Consider the following 23580-nt stretch of genomic DNA (forward strand, 5'->3'; position numbering starts at 1 on the left):
GTTCCCGGGGGGCGACGCGCGAAGAACGGCCCTGCCTGCCCGGGTGCACCGAGAAACAGCAAGAAACGATCCTGCACTTCTCTCACCACCGCGAGGGGCTCAGGGAACTCGCGGTGCGGCCTAAGGACGGGGAATGAACGCACGAGGAATGCTGATCGGAAAGGTCGTCATGGTCACCGGCGCGTCGAGCGGCATAGGGGCGGACGCCGCCCGGCTGTTCGCGGCCGAGGGAGCCGCGGTGGTGCTGCTGGCCCGCCGCGCCGACATGCTGGAGGTACTGGCCAAGGAGATCAACTCCGCGGGCGGGCGGGCGACCGCCGTACCGGGGGACGTCATCCGGCCCGAGGACGTGCGGCGAGCGGTCGAGACCGCGGTCGACACGTACGGGCACCTGGACTCGGCGTTCAACAACGCGGGGTGGGCCACGGCGGGGACGCCCCTGCACGAGACGGCCGACTCCGTGTTCGACCAGATCATCGACACCAATCTGCGGGGGGTCTGGAACTGCCTGAAGTACGAGGTGCCGGCCATGCTCGAGTCGAGCGGCGGCGGCTCCATCGTGAACACCGCGAGCGTCGCGGGGGTCGTCGCCACCGGCACCGCCTCCCCCTACATCGCGGCCAAGCACGCGGTGGTGGGCCTGACCCGGGCCGCCGCGGACGAGTACGGGCAGCGCGGGGTGCGGGTCAACTCGCTGATCGTCGGCAGCACCCGGACCGAGCTGATGAGCGAAGTCCTCGACAGACACCCCGAGTTGGAGGAGCCCTTCGTCGCCCGTTCCATGCAGCGGCGGATGGCCGCGCCGAAGGAGGTCGCCGAGGCGGCCGTCTGGCTGTGCAGCGACCGGTCCTCGTTCGTCACCGGCACGGCGATGGCGGTGGACGGGGGGTGGACCGGGCGGTGAGATCCTTGCGGCCCAAGGTTCAACGGCACGACAGTCAAGGCCGGTTGAGGACCTGACGGTCTGACGGTCTGGCATTCCGGTGGTACGGCGCCGGACTCCGCGGCCTCGTCTCGGGGCTGTGGAGTCCGGCGCCGCGGGGTCCGGCGCCGCGGGGTCCGGCACCGCGGGGTCCGGTGCGGTGGACGGGCGTCACGGCGGACGGGCGTCAGGGGGATGACGTACGACTGGTTCAGGCGTCCGTGGCGCGGGCTACGGGGAAGCCGTGGGCGCGGGCGGCCACGACCGTCGCCAGGACGGGCACCAGCAGCACGAACAGGCTGCGCGGCAGCGCCACCGCGCCGAGCGTGTCCAGCAGGACGCCGCCCGCCACTCCCCCGCCGGCCATCGCCACGTTCCACAGGGTCACGAGCATCGCCTGCGCGCCGTCCGCCTGGTCGCCGCCCGCGTTGCCCACGGCGGTCTGCAGCAGCGTGGGGACGCCGCCCCAGCCCAGCCCCCACAGCGCGGCCGCCGCGCAGACGAGGGCGGGGTCGTCGGCCGGTACGGCGAGCAGCGCGCCGCCCGCGGCGATGAGCAGGACGGACGCCACGGTCAGGCTCCGCAGCCGGCGGTGGATGTGCGCGCCCACCGCCCAGATGCTCACCAGGCAGGCCGCGCCGAACACCAGCAGCACCAGGTCCGTGGATCCGCCCTGGCCCAGGTCGTCCAGCAGGCTCGCGATGTAGGCGTACAGGATGGTGTGGGCCAGGACGAGGACCAGGGTGACGGCGAGGACCGGGACCACCCCGGGCACGGTGAGGGAGCGCAGCATCGGGATCCGGGCGCCGCTCTGGCCCGGGTGGTCGGGGACGGCGGCCCCGATCCAGGCGACCAGGACGACGGTGAGGGCGGTCATGGCCAGAAACGCCGTGCGCCAGCCCAGCGCGGTGCCGAGAAACGTTCCCGCGGGCACGCCCAGGGAGAGCGCGAGGGGGATGCCCGCCATGGCGACCGCGATCGCCCGGCCCTGGAGGTGCGGCGGGGCGAGCCGGCGGGCGTAGCCGGCGAGCAGCGCCCAGGCCAGCCCGGCGGCGACGCCTGCGACGAACCGCGCGACCATGGTCAGCGCGTAGTCGGTGGACAGCGCCGTGACGGTGTTGGCCACCGCGAACCCCACGACGGCAGTGAGCAGCAGCCGTTTGCGCCGCCAGCCGGCCGTGGCCGCGGTCAGCGGGATCGCGGTGAGAGCGGTTCCCACGGCGTACACGGTCACGGTCTGTCCCGCCGCCGACTCGCTCACCCCGAGACCGGTGCTCATCGACGGCAGCAGTCCGGCCGGCAACGTCTCGGTCAGGCTGGTGATGAAGACGGCGGTGGCCAGCGCGAGCAACGGCGACAGGGGAAGCCGTCCGGCCGGCTCGGCGGCCGGCGGAGAACCGGTGGGCGTCTGGGTCGTCATGGGCTTGTCACACCTTCGGAGGTCGAGGTCGAGATCGAAGCGGTGGCGGTGGCGGTGGCGGTGGCGGTGGCGGTGGCGGTGGCGGCGATCGTCGTGGTCGTCGTGGTCGTCGTCGGGGCTCGGGCGGTCAGGTTGCGGTGGCCCTCCAGGAGGGTGCGCAGGCGTCTGCGGCCGCGGTGCAGGCGGGAGTTGACCGTGCCGGCCGGGATGCCGACGAGGGTGGCGATCTCCTCGTACGGCAGGCCCTCGACGTCGGCGAGGTAGACGACGACGCGGAAGCCGTCCGGGATGGACATCAGCGCCCGGCTGACCTCCGGGTCCGGGACGAGGTCCATGAACTGCGCCTCGGCCGACGGCAGTCCGCGGGAGGTGTGCGAGGCGACGTTGACCAGCTGCCAGTCCTCGATGTCGGAGGTCGGGGTGCAGCGCGGTTCCGTCTGCTTCTTGCGGTAGGAGGTGAGGTAGGCGTTCATGAGGATCCGGAACAGCCAGGCCCTGAGGTTGGTGCCGGGGTGGAACCGGTGGAAGCCGCGGTAGGCCCGGGCGTACGTCTCCTGCACCAGGTCCTCCGCGTCCGCGGGGTTCCGGGTCAGCCGCATGGCCTGGGCGTACAGCGGGGTTCGCAGGACGAGGGCGTCCCGCTCGAAGCGGGCGGAGCGCTGCGCGTCCGTCTCGGCCGCAGGCGCCGTGGTCATGTCCGTCATCAGAGTCCTTGCGATCGGTACGTCCTGCGCGGCCGCCGGGCGCGGGGCGGGCGACGGCCGGGCGCCGCGGCACGGTGGGCCTGCGGCGGCCGCCGTACGCGTACGACACGACCGGGGGGCGCGGGACGGCGCGCGGAAGGAGGGCGGGGTGGGGGCTGCGCAGAACGTGCGTGCGCCTGCGGGCGCGGGACGTCGGCCCCCGTCGATCGGGCGATCTGATCAGCGAGATTACATAGCTACTGTTCGGTTACTCAGGGGTTGCTGCGGTTCCGCGGCGACCTCGGGAACTTGGTGAAGTAGGCGCGACCGCTCCGGCCCGGCGCCGTCCGACGCCGGGCCGCCGGGTATGGACTCCGCCGGCGGTCCGCCGGACGTCCACGTCGGGGGCTCCGGCGTCCCGGACGTCGTACGGCCGCGGCCGATGCGGTAGCCGACGCCGCGCACCGTGACGATCCAGTCGCCGCCGAGTTTCGCCCGCAGGCTGCTGACATGGGTGTCCAGGGTGCGGCTGGAGGCCACCCGGTCGCTCTCCCAGATCTTGGTCATGATCTCTCTGCGGGACACCACGGTGGCCGGGCAGGACGCCAGCAGATAGAGGAGGTCGAACTCCTTGGCCGTCACGTCGACCGGATGGCCGTGCACCCGGACCTGGCGCGAGCCTCCGTCGATCCGCAGCCCGTCGACCGTCAGGGTCCGCGCGCCGGCCGAACGCGGACGGGCTCGGCGCATCACGGCCTGGATGCGGGCCATGATCTCGCGGGAGCCGCAGGAGCGGGCCACGCAGTCGTCGGAACCGGCCTGGAGGGCCAGGACCCGGTCCAGTTCCGTGTCCCGGCCGGTGACGGAGATGATCGGGGTGTCGCTGACCGACCGGATGCCCCGGCAGACCTCCAGACCGTCTATGTCGGGCAGTTCGAGGTGCAGCAGCACCAGATCGGCGGCCAGGTGCAGCTTCAGGGCCGCGGTTCCCGTGTCGACGCTGTGCGCGTCGTATCCCTGCCGGCGCAGGTCGTGCACGGTGGACTCGGCTGTGGCGGCGTGCTCGTTGACGACGAGGACGTGGACCATACGACTCACTGACTCCCTCGGATGGGCCGGAACGGAACAGGGCCCGGACGGGAGGTCCGGGCAGGGGTGCGCGGACGGGGTGGGCGGGGGCGGAACCCTTGGGTGTGGCTTGTGCGGGGCCTTCGGTGGGCTCTGGGTGAGTTCCGGCGGGTGTGGGCGGGGCCTGGGCCGCTTCGGTCAGGCGCTTTCGCGGATCGGCACCCGTACCCGCTCCCGCTCCCGTGCCCGGGGCGCCTCTCGCTCCCGCACCCGCTCGTGGGACCCGGCCAGCAGGCCGTAGGCGTGGGCGGCGGAGACCAGGGTCATGTGGTGGTGCCAGCCGGGGTAGGAACGGCCTTCGAAGTCGAGCATTCCGTAGTCCCGCTCCAGCCGGTCCAGCGCGAGTCGGGTGCCGTGGCTGCGGCGGGCCAGGTCGATCAGCTGGTCCGTGGGCCGGTCGACGAGGTTGCTGATCCACACCCGTGGGGACTGCCCCTCGGCCGGGTGCACCTCGGTGAAGAGCCGGAAGACATGGCGCGTGCCCGGAAGCCGGGCCAGCGCCGACCGGGCCGCCCTGGACGGGCCCGTCGCGCGGACCGGCAGCGGTACGCGGCCGCCGCGCCGGTGCAGCAACGCCAGCGCGGACATCGCGCCGTGGGACGCCAGAGAAGCCCGGCCTGCGGCCCCCGACGACCCGGCGTCCGCGTCGGCCGGGAGCACCCGCAGGCTCGGGGGCGCGGCGACCACGAAGTCGTGTCCGCGCCGGCCCAGGACGATCGCGAGGGGACCGGCGTCCGGGGAGTCGCCCAGCTCGGCGACGACCGGAAGGCGGGACCCGCGCGGCGCCGCGGCCTCGATCAGGGACAGGGCTTGGGACCACAGGGGCTGGTGACGCACCTCCGACGGGATCCGGGCGCGTTCGCGCAGCCGCTCGTCCTCGTCCCACTGGCGGGGCAGCAGCAGACGCCAGTCGACGGGGACGTCGCCGTCCTCCGACGACACGAACAGGCCCAGGCCCACCTGGCAGTTCACGGTACGGCCGGCCTCCGGAACGAAGCGGCGGTGCACTCCGCAGCTGTGCTCGCCGCGCTTGGGCAGGATGGCCGTGCCGATCGTCAGGGCCCGCACGGCGGTACGGCGCTCCGTCCAGCCGAGCAGCTCCCGCCGGGCCGGAGCCCAGTCCCAGGGGCTGGCGTTGAGGAACTGGTGCAGCGACTGCGGTGCGGTGGGCGAGGCGCAGACGGCGGCGGCGAGGTGCCGGACCGACTTGCGGCCCGGGGCGACGAGCAGGCCCTGGAGGTAGAGGCGGGCCCAACGGCGTTGGTCGGCGCGCGACAGATGCGCGAAGAGCGCCTCCGCGAAGGCGGCCAACGGCTCGACGGACGGCATGGGTCCGGCGGACGGCAACGGCCCGGCGGGCGGCAACGGCCCGGCGGACGATAACAGTCCGGCGGACGGCAACAGCCCGACGGACGGCGTCGGTTGGAGATCCGGAGTCATGTGGTGCTCCGTCATGCTGCGTTCCTTCCCTGGCAAGACGCACCCCCGTGCTCGGTGTGACGGACGCAGTGCGACGACCCCAAAACCATAACGAACGTTCTCTTTGTTATTGTGATAGTTGTCCGCACCTTTGCCAAGTCGGTCGGTGACCTGAGACGAGTCGCCGAGCACCGCCGGGGCCTCACCAGGACGCGACCCGGAGGCGCGATCCCGGGGCGCGGACTCGGGGACACGACCTCGGGGACACGGCGAAGCAGTGCGCACTCAGGCAGCATTGATGTTGTGCAGAAGCTAATCAGCACGGGAGATCGGGTTACTTGAGCGTCCGAGCGGTAGAAGGACATACGTGCTCACGCACACACGTGCGATCAATTTCCGCTACGGGCGAGACGTCTGGCACCACGTGGCGAGAATTCGCTGCCGCAACAGACGTGGTCCGTCACACGGTCCGCGATGCGGACACAATGACGGACACAATGGTGGAACGGGAAGGAACACCGGCTGTCGACGAGTTGGACGGGCGGACAAGGGACGGTGCACTCCGGCCTGTCCCCGTCGGGCACGGCCGGCCCTCGTCGAACCGTTCGACAACCCCCGGTCGGTGGAGTTCTGGAGACGGACCATGGTGAAGCAGGAGCGGGCCGCACGTACGCGCGAGACCCTGATGCAGGCGGCCGCCGAGTTCTTCGATCGCGACGGATACGGGACGACCACGCTCTCCCGGATCAGCAAGGCGGCAGGCATCTCCATGGGCGCGCTGACCTTCCACTTCCCGACGAAGGACGATCTGGCCGACGCGGTCCAGGTGCGCGGCGGAACCATCACCCGGGACGCGCTGGACCGGGTGGCCGTCGACCCCGACCGACCCCTGCGGGTCCTGGTCGGGGTGACGCTCGAGCTCGCGCGGCTGCTGGAGAAGGAGGCGATCGTACGGGCGGCGGCACGGCTCACGCGCGAGCGCCGCAGCACGTCGGCCGACTGGCCGGCGACCTGGCTGCCCACCGTCGAACGGCTGCTCGAGAGCGCGACCGGGCACGATCTGCGCCAGGGCATCGACCCGAAGGCGGTGCAGGCGCTCGTGGTGCATCTGCTCACCGGCGCGGAGGCCCAGATCCGCTGCGCCACGAGCGGCGCGCGCGACCCGAGCGAGAGCGCAGAGTCCCAGCTGTCCGACATCTGGCACGTCGTGCTGCGAGGAGTCGCCGACGGCACCCGCACCCAGGGTCGCGGGGAAGACGAGCTGGTGTCCTGAGGGGCGAGGGCGGGGCGGGGCGGGGTGGGTTCGGGGCGAGGGCGAGGCGGGTTCGGGGGCGAGACGGCTTCGGAGGCGTCGCCGCTTGGCGGACAGCTTCCCTGTACGTCGCCTCGTACCACCCCCGCGCCCCGGCTCGCGCCGACGGCCGACCCCGTGCCCGTCCCCTTTGCGTTGCTCGCGCCCGCCCCCGTTCCCGTGCAACGCAAAGGGCACGGCCGCGGCGTCCGCCCAGGCGCCGCGGCCGTGCCGGGGATGCCGTCCCGGAAGGGGGGGGAACGGGACGGCAGGTCTTGGGAGTTACAGGGGCAAGGGCAGGGGCAGGGCCTCGACCATCGCGGTCAGGCCCGTCACCGCCAGGGTGCGGATGCGCGGGGCGCCGTCCTGCCGGGCGACGGTCCAGGTCTGGTGGGCCTCGTGCGCCAGCCGCCGGCGTCGGCCCAGGGCGAGGCGGTGTGCGGCGCCCTCCCAGGCGACGGTCAGTCTGACCTCGGCGCTGGGGCCGTCGTTGAGGCGGACGTCGACCGAGGTGAGCGTATGGGCGCTCGCGGTGAACCGGCGGAGCGTGTCGGCGTGCCAGCCGCGAAAGCCCTCGTGCTCCCGGACGACGCCCTCCGGGACATGCAGGACGAGCCCCCGCGGGACCAGGAACGGCAGCAGGTCCTCGACCGGCCCGCGCCGATCCAGCGCCGCGAACCAGTCCTCGACCAGGCGGGTCACGTCATCCGCCGTGAGCCGGACGGGCGTGTCCTGCGCGAGCAGGACGTCCGGCAGACGGAGCGTCGGCATGTCCGAGACCTCCGCGCTCACGACTCCTCCGCTCACGACTCCTCCGCTCACGCCGCCCTCGCCCCCGCCGTGTTCATCCGGTGGGCCAGCCGCCGCAGCAGGGGGTGGCCCCCCTCGCCCGGTCGGGCCCCCACGGTGTGCAGCGCCCACCAGGCGCAGGCCAGGTTCGAGGTCAGCAGCACCCGGCCGGTCTCCTGGGCGAGTTCGTCCAGCGCGGCGAGCGTGTACATCCCCGTGCCGGTGAACAGCAGCGCGCAGTCGTCGGCGGGGACCTGCCCGCGCACCCGCTCCAGGATGGCCTCGGTGGTCACCTCGTACGGATTGAAGCGCTCCTGCGCTTGCTCTCCCGGGCGCCCCCCGGCGATCTCCCCCGCGCGCTCTCCGGCCGGGACCTGCACGGTGCGTACGACCGTGAGGCCGGCCTCCTCCCAGAAGGCGCGCGAGGTGTCGGTCAGCCAGGACTCGTAGGGCGAGACCAGGGTCAGCCGGGTGAGCCCGAGCGCCTCGCACGCGGCGAGGATGGCCTGGGTGGAGGAGAGCACCGGACAGCCGGCCCGCTCGGTGAGCTCGGCGCAGAACCTGCGGTCGCCGTCGGGCGAGAGCAGGTAGTGCGAGGCGCTGCAGGCCACCACCGCGGCGTCGAGCCGCATCGCGCCGAAGCCGGCCAGGGTCTCGGGCAGCACGGTGTTGTAGGTCTCCAGCATGTCGCGCAGGCCCAGGTCCGGAGTGACCGGGAAGCGCGCGGCGAAGACGTTCATCCGGTCGCCGACGAGGCGGTTGAACTCGGGCTCGGCGGTGGGGTTCTCCGGGGGGACGACGACACCGAGCCTGGGTGTCCGGGAAAGGGCCATGTCGGGATCACCAATCTGCTGTACGGGATCGCCTATCGGTGTGCGGGATCGCCCATCGGTCGGGTCGAACCGGGTCCGACGCTAATCCCGGCCGACCGTCGAACGCCAGTAATTCCGCGATGAATTACCGGGATTCTGACCTGCTTCTCGTGCGCCTTTCCTTCTCTCACTTCACCTTGACGATGCCTGACATACCCCTGACGTGAAGGTCCTTGACGAGGAATGCCTGCTTTCGGAAGGATGTTCGGCAACGGCCGGCAAGCAAGCACGTAAGCCAGTAAGCCCGAGCTCACCGAACTCCCAGAACTCCCAGAACTTCAGCTTCTCCCCGATTTTCTGCTTCTCGGCGAATTTCCAAGGAGTGAATGCGATGGCGGTATCACGGCAGGACGGCGGCCTCTCGGAGAGGCTTCCCCACATATCCGACGCAACGCTGCGGGATTCCGCGCACATGGCGGGCGTGGAGTTCGGCCCCAAGGACGCGGCGGTCATCGCCGATCTGCTGGTGCGGACCGGCGTGGACCTGGTCGAGGTCGGGATGATCTCCGGCCCGTCCTCGAAGGACGAGGACCTCATCCTCGCGACCCACGAGTCCATCGGGCCCGACCGCAGCATGTCCCTCGTCGTGGTGCGGGACCGCCCGCAGGCGACCCGGGCGCTGGACGAGGCGCTGCGGCTGGGCGTGACCCATGTGATGTTCTCGATCCCGACGTCCGAGGAGCACGCCGCGCTGAAGCTGGGCACGCCCAGCGCGAAGTATCTGCACTCGGTGGCCCGGGCGGCGATCCAGGCGGCGAAGGACCGCGGGTTCCACGTCACCTTCAGCGGCGAGGACGGCGCCCGTACGCCCAGGGAGCGCCTGGTGCCGTATGTCGCCGCCGGATTCGAGGCCGGGGCCGACCGGTTCCGGCTGGCCGAGACGGTCGCGTACCTCTCCCCCTGGCAGATGGAGGAGAAGATCGCCGATCTCACCGCGATCGACGGCGCCGAGATCGAGATCCACTCGCACAACATGCTGGGCATGGCCGTGGCCAACTCGCTGGCCGCGGTCCGGGCCGGCGCCGAGTGGATCTCCGCCACGGTGGGCGGGATCGGCGAACGGGGCGGGAACGCGCCGCTCGCCGAACTGCTCACCTCGCTGCGGGTCGTGTACGGCGACACCCGTTTCGACCTCACCCATCTCACCGAGCTGTCCCGGGCGGCGCTGGCCGGGGCGGGGCTGGGCGAGGCCTTCCAGTCCGGCCCCACCACCCCGCACGCCTTCGCCTACGAGCTGCCCGGTCAGCTCTCCCACCCCGAGGCCTACGAGACGCTGCCCGCCGAACTCATGGGCAACTCCAGGGAGTTGCGGGTGCGGTCCCGACTGACCCCGGCCCTGGTCACCTGGGCGCTGGCCGACGAGGCCGCCGATCTCGACGTCGACGCCTTCACCGTATGGCTGACGTCCCGTCAGGAACAGCGCGGAAACCCCTTGCTCGACGCGGACGCCGTCCGCAAGTCCGCCGTGGAGTTCCGGGCCCTCTGAGCCCGCCGTGGACTTCCGGGCCCGCTGAGCCCGCCGACGGCACGCCGAACCCGGGCCGCACGGCCCGCCAACCGTTCTGGAGACGACATATGTCCACCACCCTCACCGGTGCCTGCCCCGAGTGCGAGACCGATCTGACGACGCCCCCGATGGTCAAGGGAGAGACCCTCGCCTGCCCCGAGTGCATGCTCACGCTGCGCGTCGAGGACGTCAGCAGCGGGCTGCTCTCGCTGCAGATGGTCGAGGTCCAGCTCCGTGACTGGGGCCAGTGAGCGCCTTGGGCGCAGGGAGGAACGACCTGTCATGGGCGGCAAAGTAGCCATCGTCGCGGATCGCGTCGGCTGGGAGGAACGCCGGCTGATGGAGACCGCCGGCGCGTTCGATCTGCACGTCGAGTGGGTCAACGACGAGTCCCTGTGCCTGGGGGATCCGCACGCCGAGTCCCTCAGCGACTACGACGCGGTGCTCGTGCGCAGCCGCAGCTACACCCGCGGCGGACTGCTGGCGAGCCTCGCGGAGGCCTCGCGGATCCCCACGCTGAACTCGGCCTACGCGATCCACGCGTGTGAGAACAAGCTGGCCCTGCGCACCGAGCTGCGGGCCGCGGGCGTGCCGGTGCCCGACTTCCGGCTGGTGCTCTCGCGCCGGGACTTCGTCAGGGCGCTGGAGCAGCTCGACCTGCCGCTGGTGCTCAAGCCCGTCTTCGGCGGCATGGGCAAGCGGGTGACGCTGCTGCGGCACTCCGACACCGCGCAGTCCGTGTACGACTACGTCGAGGACCTCGGGCACGCCTTCGAGCAGGCCTGCCTCCTGGAGCCGTACCTCGAGGGCGGATCGGTCCGCTGCCTGGTCGTGGGGCGGGAGTTGGTGGCCGCGGCGCGGTTCGTCAGCGGCGGCGCCGACTGGCGCAACAACGCGGCGCTCGGAAACCGTACGCAACCGGTCGAGCAGGAGCCCGAGCTGCTGAAGATCGTGGACAGCGTGGTGGACGTCCTCGGCGCCGGCATCTACGGCGTCGACCTGTTCGAGACGCCGTCCGGCTATGTCGTCAACGAGGTCAACCACGCGCCGGCCTTCCGGGGCGTGGCCTCGGCGACCGGGGTGGACATCCCGTCGGCCGTGAGCCGCCATGTGCTGGAGGTCATCGGATGATCCGCGTCGGCGTCATCGGCGCCTCCGGCCTCGCCGGCGGTGAGCTGATCCGGCTGATCACCCAGCATCCCGAGCTCGAACTCACCTATCTGGGCGGCTCGTCCAGTGCCGGGAAACGGCCGGCGCAGCTCCACCCGGGCCTGCGGCTCGACCTCGGGCTGACGGTGGAGCCGGTCGGCGACGAGATCGGCGACGACCTCGCCGGCCGCTGCGACGCGGTGTTCCTCGCGACGCCTGCCGGGGTCTCCGCCGAGCTGGCGCAGCGGCTGGCCGACCGGGTGCCGTGCGTGATCGATCTGAGCGGTGCGTTCCGTATCCGTTCCGCCGATCTGCACGACCGCTGGTATCCGAAGGTACGGCGGCGGGCCGAGCTGGCGGATCGTTTCGTCTACGGGGTGCCGGAGCTGATCGGCGACCAGCTTCCCGACGCCTCGCTGATCTCGCTGCCGGGCTGCTACGCCACCGCCATCACGCTGGGACTGGCCCCGCTGGTCCTGGAGCTCGGCCTGGAGCTGAGGACCGTGGTGGTGGACGGCAAGAGCGGTTCCAGCGGCGGCGGACTGCAGCTGCGCACCGCCGACCTGCACCCGCTGCGCAACGGCGCCATCGCACCGTACGCCCCCCTGGGGCATCGGCACGCGGCCGAGGTGGGCGACTTCTTCCAGCGCGGCAAGCCGGGCCGGATCGGTTCGCTGACCATGTCGGCGTACGGGGTGTCGCATGTACGGGGGCTGCTCGCCAGTTGCTATGTGTTCACCGACGGCGAGGTGGACGCCCGTACGTTGCAGCGGACGTATCTGCGTTTCTACAAGGGGCGCCGGTTCGTGCGGGTGCGACGGCACGACGAGACGCTGATCCCGGTGCCGGACCCGCAGGCGGTGCTGGGGTCGAACTACTGCGACGTGACCGTGCTGCACGACCCCGACGACGGGCGGATCGTCGTCCTGTCGGCGCTGGACAACATGGTCAAGGGCGCGGCCGGGCAGGCCGTGCAGGCGCTCAACCTGCGGTTCTCGCTGCCCGAGGAGACGGGGCTGACGATGCAGCCCGTGATGCCGGCATGAGCGCGAGCGGCCGAGGCAACGGCGGTATCCGCAGTAACGGCAGTAACGGCAGTAACGGCAGTAACGCGAGGGCCGGCGTGGCGCCCACCGTGGTCAAGCTCGGCGGGAGCTGTCTGGCGGACCTCACGGACGGCTGGTGGGAGGACCTGGCCGCACACGGCCGCGGTCGTCCGCTCGTGCTGGTGCACGGCTGGTCCAAGCCGCTCAAACAGCTCGACGCCCGCTACACCGACCCGTCGGCGATCCTGCGCGACCGTTACGGCAACCAGAGCCGGTGGACGACGCCCGAGGTCATCGAGGACATCAAGACCGTCAGCGCGGACCTCGGCAAGCAGGTCGTGGGGCGGCTGGAGTCGCTCGGGCTGACCGCCCGGCGGCTGCTCGGCAGCGACGGGCTGGTCGGCGCGGGCGCGGGCGAGCGGTGGTGGTGGCGGGGCAAGGAGCTGGTCGAGCTGGACAACCTCGTCGGCCCCATCACCCGGGTCGACGCGGAGCCGCTCGCCGGGCTGAAGCCCGGCGAGGCGGTGCTCGTCACCCCGCTGGCCCGCAACTCCGCGGGCCAGGAGGTCAACACCGACGCCGACCGGGCGGCCGCCGCCGTCGCGGCCGCGGCGGGCGCCGCCGACCTGGTGCTCGTCACCGACGTGACGCATCTGCTGATCGACGGGGAGCCGGTGGCGCGGATCGACGCCGAGGCGGCCGCCGCGTTCCGCGACCGCAAGGCCACCGGCGGCATGCGCAAGAAACTGCGGGCGGCCGGCGAGGCGCTGGACGGCGGCGTCGAACGGGTCGTCATCGGCAGCGCGCCGGTGACGGACCTGCTGGCCGGACGCACCGGCACGGTCATCGCCCGGACCTGAGCCCGGATCGGGACGTCCACATCGGTCCGTGCGTCCACATCGGTCCGTACGTCCAGACCGGTCCGGACGTCCACATCGATCCGGACGTCCACATCTATCCGGATCCCTATCGAGAGGAGCGGAACTCGTGGCGACTTCCCGGGTTCTGGTGGTGAACAACGGAACGCTGTCGCTGAAACAGCTGCGCAAGCGGTTCGAGGAACTGGGCTCCGAGACCGACGCCGTCGACGCCGCCTCGGTGCCGAGCCGGACGAACGGGCGCTACCAGGCGATCGTGCTGAGCGGGACGAAGGTCCGCGCCTACGACAGCGACTACTACCGGCCGCTGATCGACCTCGTCATGACCGCCGACGTGCCCGTCTTCGGGATCTGCGGCGGCATGCAGATCATCGCCGTGGCGAACGGCGCGGAACTCGCCGAAGGACCGCAGCGCGTCGGCGGGTTCGAGGTGGGCGTCGACACCGAGGAACCGGTCTTCGCCCATGTGAAACCGACCGTCACGGTGTTTCAGCGGCACACGCTCTATCTGCAGGCCGCACCGGACGGTTTCCGCGCGATCGGGCGGTCCCAGCACGCGCCCGTCGAATTCCTGCGCTCGACGGACGGCCGTATCCACGGTGCGCAGGCCCATCTCGAATTCCGTCAGGACGGCAAGGAGATCCTGCGTGGATTCGCCGATCTGTACCGCTGAACAGCCCTTTTCGGATCACTTCATCACCGGATCGATCGCGAGGTTCATGAAATGAGCGTTCTGAACGAGGGGTCGGCGCGCGAAGGCGGCCAGGAGCCCGCCTTCACGGTCTCCCTGAACGGCAGCGGGGGCCCGCTGAAGGGCTGGGTCGTGGTCGACTCCCTGGTCGACTCGCTCGCCATGGGCGGCACCCGGATGACCTCCGACGTCACCGAGGCCGAGGTACGCGCCCTGGCCAGCGGCATGACGGACAAGCTCACCCTGGTCGGCCTGCCGATCGGCGGCGCCAAGGCGGGCATCCTCTCCGACGGCTCCGACCGCGAGAACACCCTGCGCACCTTCGGCCGTACCGTCGCCCCGCTGCTGCACGGCGGCATCCACCTGGGCTGCGACCTGGGCGTCACCCCGGCCGACCGGGCGGTGTTCTTCGCCGAGGCGGGCTACGACCCGCGCCGCAAGAACCGCGCCGTCGACATGCCGTACGACTGGCGCACGTACTACGAGCCGCTGGTGGACTGCACCGGGCACGGGGTCGGCGTCGCCGCGGTCGCCGCGCTGGAGCGGCTGCACCGCGGGGGCGGTCCGCGCCGGGTCGTCGTCCAGGGCTTCGGCAGCGTCGGCCGGGCCGTGGCGCGGTTCATGGAGCGGCGCGGGCACCGGATCGTCGCGGTCGCCGACGTCCAGGGCACGATCAGCGCGGACCGGCTGCCGGTCGACGACCTGCTCGCGCTCACGGACGGCTTCGGCCGGATCGACCGGTCCCGGCTGCCGCAGGAGGTCACGGTCTCGGACGAGCCTGAGGCCTGGCTGGACGTCGACGCCGACGTGCTGGTGCTCGCGGCCAACCACAACGCCGTCAACTCCGACAACGTGCACCGGCTGCGCGCCCGCCTCGTGGTGGAGGGCGGCAACATCACCGTCAGCCCGGAGGCGAAGCTGAAGCTGGCCGTGGGCGGCGCGGTGCTGGTGCCGGACGTCGTCGCCAACGTCGGCGGCGCCGCGGCCGCCGGGCTGGCGCTGGCCCGGGTCGTGCCGTTCGAACTGCCGGGCGACCAGCGCAAGAACTGGGTCTTCGACTGGGTGGGCGACCGCGTGCGGCGCAACACCCTGGACCTGCTGGAGATCGCCGCCGCCACCCCCCACGAGGACCCGCTGCCGGCCCTCATATCGGCACGCCGAAAGGAGCACCGATGACCGCTCCGACGACCGTTTCAGCAACCCTTTCCACACCTTCTGCGACGGTGCCCTCCACCACCTTCGCCACCAGCCCCGCGACCCTGGAGACCGTCGCGATCACCAGTCCGCTGCCGCACGACCGGCCGACCCGGGAGGCGATGTACCGGCAGCGCGGCTGGTGGCGTGACGAGACGTTCCTCGACGATCTGCGCCGGCAGGCCCGGCTGCGCCCGCACAAGACCGCGGTGGCCGGCCGACGGCTCGCCCAGGCCCGCACCGACACCCTGGACTACTCCGAACTGGCCCGGGTCACCGACCGGTTCGCCGCGGGGCTGGTCGAACTGGGTGTGCGCCGCGGCGACTTCGTGGCCGTGCAGCTGCCCAACCGGTGGGAGATGGTGCCGCTGATCTACGCGTGCATCCGGGTGGGCGCGGTGGTCTGCCCCATCTCGCCGATCTGCCCGGAGGACGAGCTGCGCCACCGGCTGGGGCTGACCGAGGCGCGGGTGTGCGTGACCGTGCCGGAGTGGGAGGGCACCCCGCTGGCCAAGATCGTCACCGGGCTGCGGGCCGAACTGCCCACGCTGGAGCATGTCGTGGTGGTCGACGGGCACGCCCCCGAGGGGGCGCTGGACTTCCATGACCACTTCGTGGCCGGCGCCTGGGAGGACGTACACGACGACGAGGCGCTGGCCGGTCTCGAACTGCGGCCCGACGAACCGTTCGTGGTGCTGTTCACCTCGGGCACCACGGGCGAGTCCAAGGGCGTGCTGCACAGCCAGAACACGGTCCACGCGGCGATCCGCGGCTACGCCGACACGTTCCTGCTCGACCACAGTCTGGTCGCCGTGGTCACCACCCCGCTGGTGCACTACTCGGGCTTCGCGCAGGGCATCCTCGCCAGCGTCATGCTGGGCGGCACCATCGCCTTCCAGGACGTGCGCAGGAACGAAGCACTGCTGGACCTGGTGGAACGGTACGGCGGCACGCTGGTCTACGGGCCGCCGCCGACGCTCACCGACATCTCCGAGTCCCAGCGGCGCGATCCGCGGGACGTCAGCACGCTGCGGCACGTGGTGACCGGCTCGGCGCCGGTGCTCCAGCCGCTGGTGGACGAGCTCCGCGAGACGCTGGGGGCGCGCACCTACTCGCTGTGGGGGATGTCGGAGAACGGTCCGGTGACCATCACCCGGCTCGACTACAACCAGGACTGGGCCGCGTACAGCAACGGTCGGCCGATCGACGCCATGGAGATCCGGATCGACAAGTGCCTCAACCCGACCGAGCGGGCTCCGGTGGGGCGGCTGCGGGTACGGGGGGCGTCGCAGGCGCTGACGTACTACAAGCGCGACGGAGTGTTCGCGGAGCAGATGATCGACGACGGCTGGTTCGACACGGGTGACGTGGCGCGGGACGACGGCCGGGGCGGCATCCGGGTGCTGTGCCGGGCCAAGGACGCCGTGATGCGGGACGGCATGGTCGTGCCCATGGCCGAGCTGGAGTCGATCATCTGCCGGCATCCGCTGGTGTCCGAGGCCGCGCTGGTCGGGGCGTCCGGGCAGGTCTCCGACCCGATCCTCGCGGTGGTCGTGCCCACCGGCACGCAGACGCCGTCCCTGGAGGAGCTGCGCGCGCATCTGCGCGCCGCCGACCTGGACGAACGGTTCCTCCCCGACCGCCTGGTGTGGGTCCCCGCCCTGCCCAAGACCCTGACGGGCAAGGTCCGCAAGGCGGAACTGCGGCAGCGGTTCGGCGACGCGTGAGGCGATCGGCCGCGGCGGAGGGCTGACGCGGTGGGTGCGGGCCGGGACGGGCGCCTCGGCCCGGCCCGCACCCTCCTTCCCGAACGCCGAGCAACAGGCGCCGAGCACCAGGTCACCGGTCACCGGTCACCGGTCACCAGGTGACTGGTCGCCAGGTCACAAGCCACAACGCACAAGCCACAAGCCACAAGCCACCACGTAACCACGTAACCAGTCAGGGGAGTCCGTCATGTCTCAGTCCGCCTCGGTGACGATGTCGGCCACGCTCGCCGCCGACGAGGCGATCGCCCGGCGGCGGCAGGCCGGGGAGCAGGTCATCCCGATGACGAGCGGCGAGATCGGGCTGCCCGTGCTGCCGGTGCTGCGGGAACGGCTGGCCGCCGCCGCGGGCCTCAACTCCTACGGCCCGGTGGCCGGCAGCGCCCGGCTGAGGACGGCCGTCGCCGGGTACTGGCGGCGGCGCGGGCTGGACACCGAGCCGGGCCAGGTGGTGTGCGGCCCGGGCAGCAAACCCCTGCTGTTCGGGCTGCTGCTGGCCGTCGGCGGCGACGTCGTCGTCCCCGCGCCGAGCTGGGTCAGCTACGCGGCTCAGGCCAGGCTCGTCGGCTCCCGGCCGATCCCCGTTCCGGTGCCGCCCGGCCAGGGCGGCGTCCCGGATCCGGACCTGCTGCGCGAGGCGGTCGCCGCCGCCCGGGCCGCCGGCCAGGACCCCCGCACGGTCGTGGTCACCCTGCCGGACAACCCGACCGGCGCGGTGGCGGAGCCCGACACGGTACGACGGCTGGGCGCGGCGGCGCGCGAGCTCGGGCTGGTCGTCGTGTCCGACGAGATCTACTGCGACCTCGTCCTGGACCCTCGGGTCCGGGCCGAGTCCCCCGCACTGCACGCCCCCGAGCGCACCGTGGTCACCACCGGGCTCACCAAGAACCTGGCGCTGGGCGGCTGGCGGCTCGGCGTCGCCCGGCTCCCCGACGGCGAGTCGGGCCGCGCCCTCGGCGAACGGCTCACCGGCATCGCCAGCCAGATCTGGTCCAGCGCCGCGGCGCCGGTGCAGGAGGCGGCGGCGTACGCCTTCGACGAGCCGCCGGAGGTGGTCGAGCACATCGCGGCCTGCCGCCGGCTGCACGGCGTGGTGGCCCGCGCGGTGGCCGCACGGTTCGCCGCGGCCGGCGCCCTGGTCGCTCCGGTCCGGGCGACCTGCTACGTCTACCCCGACTTCGAGCCGCTGCGGGCGCGGTTGGCCCAGGCCCACGGGGTGCGCACGGGCGCCGAACTCGCCGACCTGCTCCTGACCCGGCACGGAGTCGGACTGCTGCCCGGGAGCGCCTTCGGCGAGCCCACCGGCTCCCTGCGGCTACGGGCCGCCACCAGCAGGCTCTACGGCGACACGGACGAGCAGCGACACGCGGCCCTGGCCGCCGACGATCCCCGTGAACTCCCTTGGATCCGGGCGTCTTTGGACCGCATCGCGGAGGCGCTGGCCGATCTGACCGGCGGGCGGGCCGCCACCCGCATCTGACACATCGTCAACTTCTCCTCAACTGCCCTTAGGAGGGCTGTCATCATGTCCATCCTGTTCGAGAGCGAGTACCGGGGCGAGCGGCACGTCGGCTTCGGCAAGCCGGCCGCCGGCGACAGCGTGACCCTGTACAAGGTCGCGGAGGACCGGCTGCGCACGGAGTTCGCCGCGGGCGGCGACCCGGAGCAGATCGTCGCGACCGTCGTCGCCGGCGCCGAGAGCGTCACGGTCGCGGCCGACGACCCCGAGCTGCGCCTCCTCCCGCCGCTGCTCCCCACCGCCACCGGAGACTCGCTGGTGAGCGGCTTCATGCGGACGCACCGGTCGAAGTTCGAGACCGAGCCCCAGGAGGGCGAGGAGTTCGTCCCGCCGAACTGGTTCTTCAAGGGCCTGGGCAACTGGCTCCGGCTGCCCGGCGAGACCCTCGTCGTCCCGTCGAAGCCGGTCGCGCTGATCGAGGAGCCCGAGGTGGCGCTCGTCTACGTCAACGACGAGGAGGGCGCCCCGCACTACGCCGGCTACACCTTCGGCAACGACCTGTGCGACATCGGCCTGCATCTCGAGAACCCGGGCTGGAACCCGTACTGCAAGCTCTGCGACACCGCTCTCACACCGTGGCTCTTCCTCGGGGAGCCGCCGACGACCGTGACCGGCCGGGTCACCGTCGAGCGGGACGGCGCCACCGCCTGGGAGGGCGGCTTCGACTGCGGCGAGGACTCCCTGTACTTCAAGGTCCGCGACATGGCCGACCATCTGTTCTCGTTCCCCGCGGTGCGCCGGCCCGGGCTGGTGAACTACGTGCTGCTCGGCGCCGACCGGGCGAGCTTCCACGACGGTTTCCGGATCGCGGACGGCGACCGGGTCACGATCGACGTGAAGAGCCACGACGTGGTCTTCTCCAACGACATCCGGTTCGGCGGCTCGGTCACGTCATGAGCGGGGCCTCTCAGGAGCCGTTCGACCTGCTGGTGCACCGGATGACCTGGGAGGCGACGGACGTCCTCTCCGTCGACCTGGTGCATCCGCAGGGCAAGCCGTTGCCGGCCTGGACCCCCGGGGCGCACATCGACCTGCACCTCGACGGGCTGGTACGCCAGTACAGCCTGTGCGGCGACCCGGCCGACCCCGCCCGCTACCGGGTGGCGGTGCTCAACGACCCTGCCTCGCGCGGCGGTTCGGCGTATGTGCACCGCGCGCTGCGGCCCGGCGCGAGCGTCACCGTGCGCGGACCGCGCAACCACTTCGAGCTGGCCGACGCCGGGGCCTACGTCTTCGTCGCGGGCGGCATCGGCGTCACCCCGCTGCTCACCCAGGCCCGTGAGGCCGGGGAGCGCGGGCGGCCCTGGGAGTTCTGGTACGCGGGCCGCAGCCGTGCCTCGATGGCCTTCGGCGAAGAACTCGGCCAACTCGCGGCCGCGGACCGCACGGTGACGCTCCATCCGAAGGACGAGCACGGGCGGCTGGACCTCGACCGGGTGCTGACCCGGGTCCCGGCCGACGCGTTGGTCTACTGCTGCGGCCCGGAGCGGCTGACCTCGGCCGTGCGGGCCGGATGCGCGGCGCTCGGCCTCCTGGACCGGCTGCGCGTCGAGCACTTCGCCGCCGCCCCGGCCGACGGCAACGGCGCCGACGGCGAGGGCGCGGGCGAGGAGCGGGCCTTCGAGGTGGAGTGCGTCCGCTCCGGCGTCACCGTCACGGTGGGCCCGGACGAGGCGATCGTCGACGCCCTGGAGAACGTGGGCGTCCTGGTCGACGCGTCCTGCCGCGACGGCGTCTGCGGGACCTGCGAGGTCCCGGTGCTCGAAGGCGAGTTGGACCACCGGGACATGGTCCTCAGCGACGCCGAGCGGGCGGCCGGCGACACCGTGCTCGTCTGCGTCTCGCGCTGCCGCTCGCAGCGCCTCGTGCTCGACCTCTGACCCCGGCCGGCCCGCACCCGGCGACCCTCTCAAGGAGTGACAGTCCATGAGCACCGAACAGTTCACCGGCCGGGCCGTGCCCGGTCCGCCGACCGCCGTGTCCCCCACGGCGACCGGCCCGCACAGTACGTCCGACCCGGGCGGTACGACCGGCGGCGCACCGCCCTCCGGCGGGGCCGGCGGGGCAGCCGGGGCCGTGAAATCGCCTGTCCTGGCGTCCCGGCTGCCCACCCTCACCGGGCTGCGCGCGCCGGTGGCCCTGGCCGTGTTCCTCTTCCACGCGTCGCTGCTGTTCCCCAGCATCCGGCTGCTCGCCGACGACTCGACGGCCGAGGGCTTCTACCGGGCCGTCGCGCAGGTCGGCGGTCTGACCATGCCGTTCTGGTTCGCGCTCAGCGGCTTCATCCTGGTCTGGTCGCACCGCGGGAACCCCTCGCCGACGACCTGGTGGCGCCGGCGCTACGTCAAGATCGTGCCGCCGTACATCGTCGGGTGGATCCTGGCCCGGGTGCTGGTCGAGGGCGCCGACGGCTCCCACACCACCCTGACGCAGGACTTCCTGAGTTTCTTCATGCTCCAGTCGTGGGTGCCGGACGTGCCCACCAACTTCTCGGTGAACAACGTGGGTTGGTCGCTGTCCACCGAGGCGTTCTTCTATCTCGCGTTCCCGGCGATGTATCCGGTGCTGCGGCGCATCCCGGCGGCCCGGCTCAAGTACTGGATCGGCGGGGTCGTCCTGGCGATCTGCGCGGTGCCGCTGCTCACCTACGCGGTCATACCGGTCGGCACGGCCGTGGTGCCCAACGAGCCCGCGCACTCGGCCAACTACTTCTGGTTCGCGTACATCTTCCCGCCCGCCCGGCTGCTGGACTTCGTGCTGGGCATGCTGGTGGCGCGGGCGGTGATGCTGGGGCGCTGGCGCAACCTCGGCCTGGCGGGCTCGGGGGCGCTGCTCGCGGTGTCGTACGTCGTGGCGCTGAACGTGCCGATGCTGTGGGGCATCCGGGTCGCCTGTCTGCTGCCGGCCGTGATGGTCATCGCGGCGGGGGCCATGGCGGACAGCCAGGGCACGTCCAGCCTGTTCCGCAACCGTTTCCTGGTCTGGTTCGGCGACATCTCCTTCGCCTTCTATCTGGTGCACTTCACGATCCTGGAGTACACCCGCGAGCTGCTCGGCGACCGGCTCTTCTCCACCCCCGCGACGATCGGTCTGCTGGCCGCGCAGTTCGCCGTGTCGACCCTGCTGGCCTGGGCGCTGTACGCCTGCGTCGAGCGTCCGGTCACCCGGAGGTGGTCCCGCTCGCGCCGGGCCCGCGCCGGGAGTGCGTCGGCGACCCCCACCCCCGCCCGCATGTGACTCAGGTCACACGGACAGATGGAAGGGGAGCCCACTCCGGCCCAGTTGGACTCCGGCGCACACCATTGGAAAGCTGACGGACCGTCAGCCCTGGAGGAGGGTCTCGTGACCACTGCAACACCGGCCAAGAACGCCGGACTCGTAATGTTTCTACTGGCCTTTTCCCAGGTCATCATCTCCGTCGACTACAACATCGTGTACGTCGCGCTGCCCGACATCGGCGAGGCGCTGGGCTTCTCCGCCCAGTCCCTCCAGTGGGTCGTCTCGGCGTACGCCGTCTCCTTCGGCGGTCTGCTGCTGTTCGGAGGGCGCGCGGTCGACCGGCTCGGGGCCCGCCGGCTGTTCATCACCGGCCTGGTCTTCTACGCCGCCTCCTCCCTGGTCGGCGGACTCGCCACCGGCCAGGCCGTGCTGATCGGGGCGCGGCTGGTGCAGGGCATGGGCGGCGCGCTGCTCTTCCCGGCCGTGCTGGCCCTGATCGCGACCTCCTTCGAGGGGCAGCAGCGCACCAAGGCGTTCGCCGTGTGGGGCGCGGCCGGTTCGCTGGGGCTCGCGGCCGGGGCACTGCTCGGCGGCGTGCTGACCGACCTGGCCTCGTGGCGCTGGGTGTTCTTCATCAACATCCCGCTCGCCCTGGTCATCCTGATCCCGGCCCCGAGGGCGGTGCGCCCCGACGGCCCCGCGAACACCTCCGGCGGCTTCGACGTGCCGGCCGCGCTGCTGGCCACCGTCGGCGTCTCCGCGATCGTGACCGGCCTGGTCACCGGTCCCGACCACGGCTGGGAGGCCACGCTCCCGGCCTCCGCGCTGGCTCTGGGCGTGGTCCTGCTGATCGCCTTCTTCGTCACCGAGGCGAAGACCCGCAACCCGCTGATGCCGCTGCGGCTGCTGCGCAACCGCCCGCTGGTCGTGGCCATGGCCGTGCTGCTGGTCTTCCAGACCGCTCTCGCAGGCGCCTACTACGTGTTCACGACGTATGTGCAGCCCGTCCTCGGCTACTCGCCGATCCAGGCGGGTCTGGCGTTCCTGCCGCTGACGCTGTTCTCCATCATCGGCTCCGGGCAGCTGGCGCCGAAGCTCATGGAGCGCTTCGGCCCCCGCATCACGCTGTGCCTCGGCATGGTCGTGAACGGCATCGGCATCGGTCTGACCGTCGTGGTCATGACCACCGGAGGGTCCTTCTGGGCGCTGCTGCCGGGTTCGTTCGTCTGGGGCGTGGGCGGCGGACTGGTCTTCGTGTCGGTGTTCGCCACCGCGGGCTCCGGCGTCGACGCGGAGGAGCAGGGCGTGGCCAGCGCCATGGCCTCCACGGCCCAGCAGGTGGGCGGCGCGGTGGGACTCGCCGTCCTGGTCGCGATCGCCAACTCCACCTTCAGCGGCTCCTACGCCGACGCCGACCCGGCGGACATCGTCGAGGGCCTGCGCCTGGCCGGCCTGATCGGCGCCGGTCTGCTGGTCCTCGGCGGCCTGCTCGCCCTGGCCATCAAGAAGCAGCCGGCGGTCACCTCCGCCGCGTCCGCCCCCGAGACCCGGTCCGAGCCGGAGAGCGAACGCGTCCTCGGCTGATCCGACGCGACAGGGCGCCGGCCCCGTTCCCGACCACATGTCATTCCCCTTCCGATCCCCCGTCCGATTCCGATTCCGAGGAGCAGCGTCCATGAGCGAGTCGGCCCGGTGGCGGGAGCGGATCGTCGAGATGTGGCGGGTGACGCAGAGGCTGGACCGCGCGCTGTTGCGCGGCCACGGCATCACGTTGTCCGAGTTCCTGGCCCTCAGCGAACTCGACCGGGCCGGCACCCGACTGCGCGCGAAGGACCTGGCAGAGGCGATAGCCCTCTCCCCCTCGTCGGTCAGCCGACTGCTCGACCGCCTCGAACGGGGCGGTCTGGTGAGCCGGAAGGCCGATCTGCGCGACCGCCGCGCCGCCTTCGTACGGATCACCGACCCCGGAGCCCGTACGGTCCGCGCGGCCGCGGAGACCTTCGGCGCACGCGTGGACACGCCCCCCGCCGCACAGCACTGACCGGGCGTGCCCCGGCCTCCCCCGCCCCCGAAAGGAGAACATCCCT

Annotated in this window: 22 protein-coding genes; 16 read left to right on the forward strand and 6 right to left on the reverse strand. The window is 72.1% G+C overall.

Translation table 11 applies throughout. The features are described from left to right. Positions 1–133 precede the first annotated feature (133 nt). Positions 134–904 carry an SDR family NAD(P)-dependent oxidoreductase gene (locus tag OG562_RS11140; RefSeq protein WP_266396273.1) on the forward strand — a complete coding sequence of 257 codons (771 nt, stop codon included), beginning with the start codon at positions 134–136 and terminating at the stop codon, positions 902–904. 229 nt (positions 905–1133) lie between these two features. Here the strand turns inward: OG562_RS11140 and OG562_RS11145 are convergent, their stop codons facing one another. The 4 genes from OG562_RS11145 to OG562_RS11160 all read right to left on the reverse strand — a co-directional run bounded on the left by OG562_RS11145 (position 1134) and on the right by OG562_RS11160 (position 5482). Further along, on the reverse strand, positions 1134–2342 hold the full coding sequence (locus OG562_RS11145; RefSeq protein ID WP_266396275.1) for an MFS transporter: 1209 nt from the start codon (positions 2340–2342) through the stop codon (positions 1134–1136). Then, positions 2339–3046, reverse strand: coding sequence for a sigma-70 family RNA polymerase sigma factor (locus OG562_RS11150; protein WP_266396277.1), 708 nt, complete (start codon positions 3044–3046; stop codon positions 2339–2341). Before OG562_RS11150 ends, OG562_RS11145 begins: the two co-directional genes overlap by 4 nt. A 228-nt stretch (positions 3047–3274) precedes the next feature. After that, positions 3275–4114: a response regulator transcription factor gene (locus tag OG562_RS11155; RefSeq protein WP_266396279.1), complete on the reverse strand. Its 840-nt coding sequence runs from the start codon at positions 4112–4114 to the stop codon at positions 3275–3277. Between the two features lie 177 nt (positions 4115–4291). After that, positions 4292–5482 carry a transposase gene (locus OG562_RS11160; protein ID WP_266396281.1) on the reverse strand — a complete coding sequence of 397 codons (1191 nt, stop codon included), beginning with the start codon at positions 5480–5482 and terminating at the stop codon, positions 4292–4294. 733 nt (positions 5483–6215) lie between these two features. Between OG562_RS11160 and OG562_RS11165 the strand changes: the two genes are divergently transcribed. Further along, positions 6216–6845 carry a TetR/AcrR family transcriptional regulator gene (locus OG562_RS11165; RefSeq protein WP_266396282.1) on the forward strand — a complete coding sequence of 210 codons (630 nt, stop codon included), beginning with the start codon at positions 6216–6218 and terminating at the stop codon, positions 6843–6845. A 300-nt stretch (positions 6846–7145) separates the two neighbouring features. Here the strand turns inward: OG562_RS11165 and OG562_RS11170 are convergent, their stop codons facing one another. Together OG562_RS11170 and OG562_RS11175 are read right to left on the reverse strand one after the other, a co-directional pair. After that, positions 7146–7670 (reverse strand): nuclear transport factor 2 family protein, encoded by a 525-nt coding sequence (locus OG562_RS11170; RefSeq protein WP_266396283.1) that lies wholly within the window; start codon positions 7668–7670, stop codon positions 7146–7148. 11 nt (positions 7671–7681) lie between these two features. Then, entirely contained in the window at positions 7682–8485 is an 804-nt protein-coding gene (locus OG562_RS11175; RefSeq protein ID WP_266396284.1) for an arylmalonate decarboxylase, read from the reverse strand. A 370-nt stretch (positions 8486–8855) separates the two neighbouring features. Here OG562_RS11175 and OG562_RS11180 point away from each other — a divergent pair, with 370 nt between their 5' ends. From OG562_RS11180 to OG562_RS11245, 14 genes are all read left to right on the forward strand, one after another. Continuing rightward, positions 8856–10010, forward strand: coding sequence for an isopropylmalate synthase (locus tag OG562_RS11180; RefSeq protein WP_266396285.1), 1155 nt, complete (start codon positions 8856–8858; stop codon positions 10008–10010). A gap of 89 nt (positions 10011–10099) precedes the next feature. Beyond that, complete coding sequence (locus OG562_RS11185) at positions 10100–10282, forward strand: lysine biosynthesis protein LysW (protein WP_266396287.1); 183 nt, start codon at positions 10100–10102, stop codon at positions 10280–10282. A 31-nt stretch (positions 10283–10313) separates the two neighbouring features. Beyond that, positions 10314–11162 carry a RimK family alpha-L-glutamate ligase gene (locus tag OG562_RS11190; RefSeq protein ID WP_266396289.1) on the forward strand — a complete coding sequence of 283 codons (849 nt, stop codon included), beginning with the start codon at positions 10314–10316 and terminating at the stop codon, positions 11160–11162. Next, on the forward strand, positions 11159–12226 hold the full coding sequence (gene argC / locus OG562_RS11195) for an N-acetyl-gamma-glutamyl-phosphate reductase (RefSeq protein ID WP_266396291.1): 1068 nt from the start codon (positions 11159–11161) through the stop codon (positions 12224–12226). Before OG562_RS11190 ends, argC begins: the two co-directional genes overlap by 4 nt. A 77-nt stretch (positions 12227–12303) precedes the next feature. After that, complete coding sequence (locus tag OG562_RS11200) at positions 12304–13086, forward strand: acetylglutamate kinase (protein ID WP_266396292.1); 783 nt, start codon at positions 12304–12306, stop codon at positions 13084–13086. Positions 13087–13213: 127 nt separating this feature from the next. Further along, complete coding sequence (locus OG562_RS11205; RefSeq protein ID WP_266396303.1) at positions 13214–13777, forward strand: gamma-glutamyl-gamma-aminobutyrate hydrolase family protein; 564 nt, start codon at positions 13214–13216, stop codon at positions 13775–13777. A 51-nt stretch (positions 13778–13828) separates the two neighbouring features. Then, positions 13829–14971 carry a Glu/Leu/Phe/Val dehydrogenase dimerization domain-containing protein gene (locus OG562_RS11210; protein ID WP_266396304.1) on the forward strand — a complete coding sequence of 381 codons (1143 nt, stop codon included), beginning with the start codon at positions 13829–13831 and terminating at the stop codon, positions 14969–14971. Positions 14972–15018: 47 nt separating this feature from the next. Further along, positions 15019–16716: an AMP-binding protein gene (locus OG562_RS11215; protein ID WP_323187500.1), complete on the forward strand. Its 1698-nt coding sequence runs from the start codon at positions 15019–15021 to the stop codon at positions 16714–16716. A gap of 229 nt (positions 16717–16945) precedes the next feature. After that, positions 16946–18235 carry a pyridoxal phosphate-dependent aminotransferase gene (locus OG562_RS11220; RefSeq protein ID WP_266396305.1) on the forward strand — a complete coding sequence of 430 codons (1290 nt, stop codon included), beginning with the start codon at positions 16946–16948 and terminating at the stop codon, positions 18233–18235. 45 nt (positions 18236–18280) lie between these two features. Continuing rightward, on the forward strand, positions 18281–19171 hold the full coding sequence (locus tag OG562_RS11225; protein ID WP_266396306.1) for a fumarylacetoacetate (FAA) hydrolase: 891 nt from the start codon (positions 18281–18283) through the stop codon (positions 19169–19171). Further along, on the forward strand, positions 19168–20154 hold the full coding sequence (locus OG562_RS11230; protein ID WP_266396307.1) for a PDR/VanB family oxidoreductase: 987 nt from the start codon (positions 19168–19170) through the stop codon (positions 20152–20154). Before OG562_RS11225 ends, OG562_RS11230 begins: the two co-directional genes overlap by 4 nt. A 46-nt stretch (positions 20155–20200) precedes the next feature. Continuing rightward, positions 20201–21511, forward strand: coding sequence for an acyltransferase (locus tag OG562_RS11235; RefSeq protein WP_266396308.1), 1311 nt, complete (start codon positions 20201–20203; stop codon positions 21509–21511). Positions 21512–21655: 144 nt separating this feature from the next. After that, positions 21656–23077, forward strand: coding sequence for an MFS transporter (locus tag OG562_RS11240; protein ID WP_266396309.1), 1422 nt, complete (start codon positions 21656–21658; stop codon positions 23075–23077). Positions 23078–23168: 91 nt separating this feature from the next. After that, positions 23169–23534 carry a MarR family winged helix-turn-helix transcriptional regulator gene (locus OG562_RS11245; RefSeq protein WP_266396310.1) on the forward strand — a complete coding sequence of 122 codons (366 nt, stop codon included), beginning with the start codon at positions 23169–23171 and terminating at the stop codon, positions 23532–23534. The last annotated feature ends 46 nt before the right edge of the window (positions 23535–23580 follow it).

This window comes from Streptomyces sp. NBC_01275 (assembly GCF_026340655.1).
GTDB lineage: Bacteria > Actinomycetota > Actinomycetes > Streptomycetales > Streptomycetaceae > Streptomyces.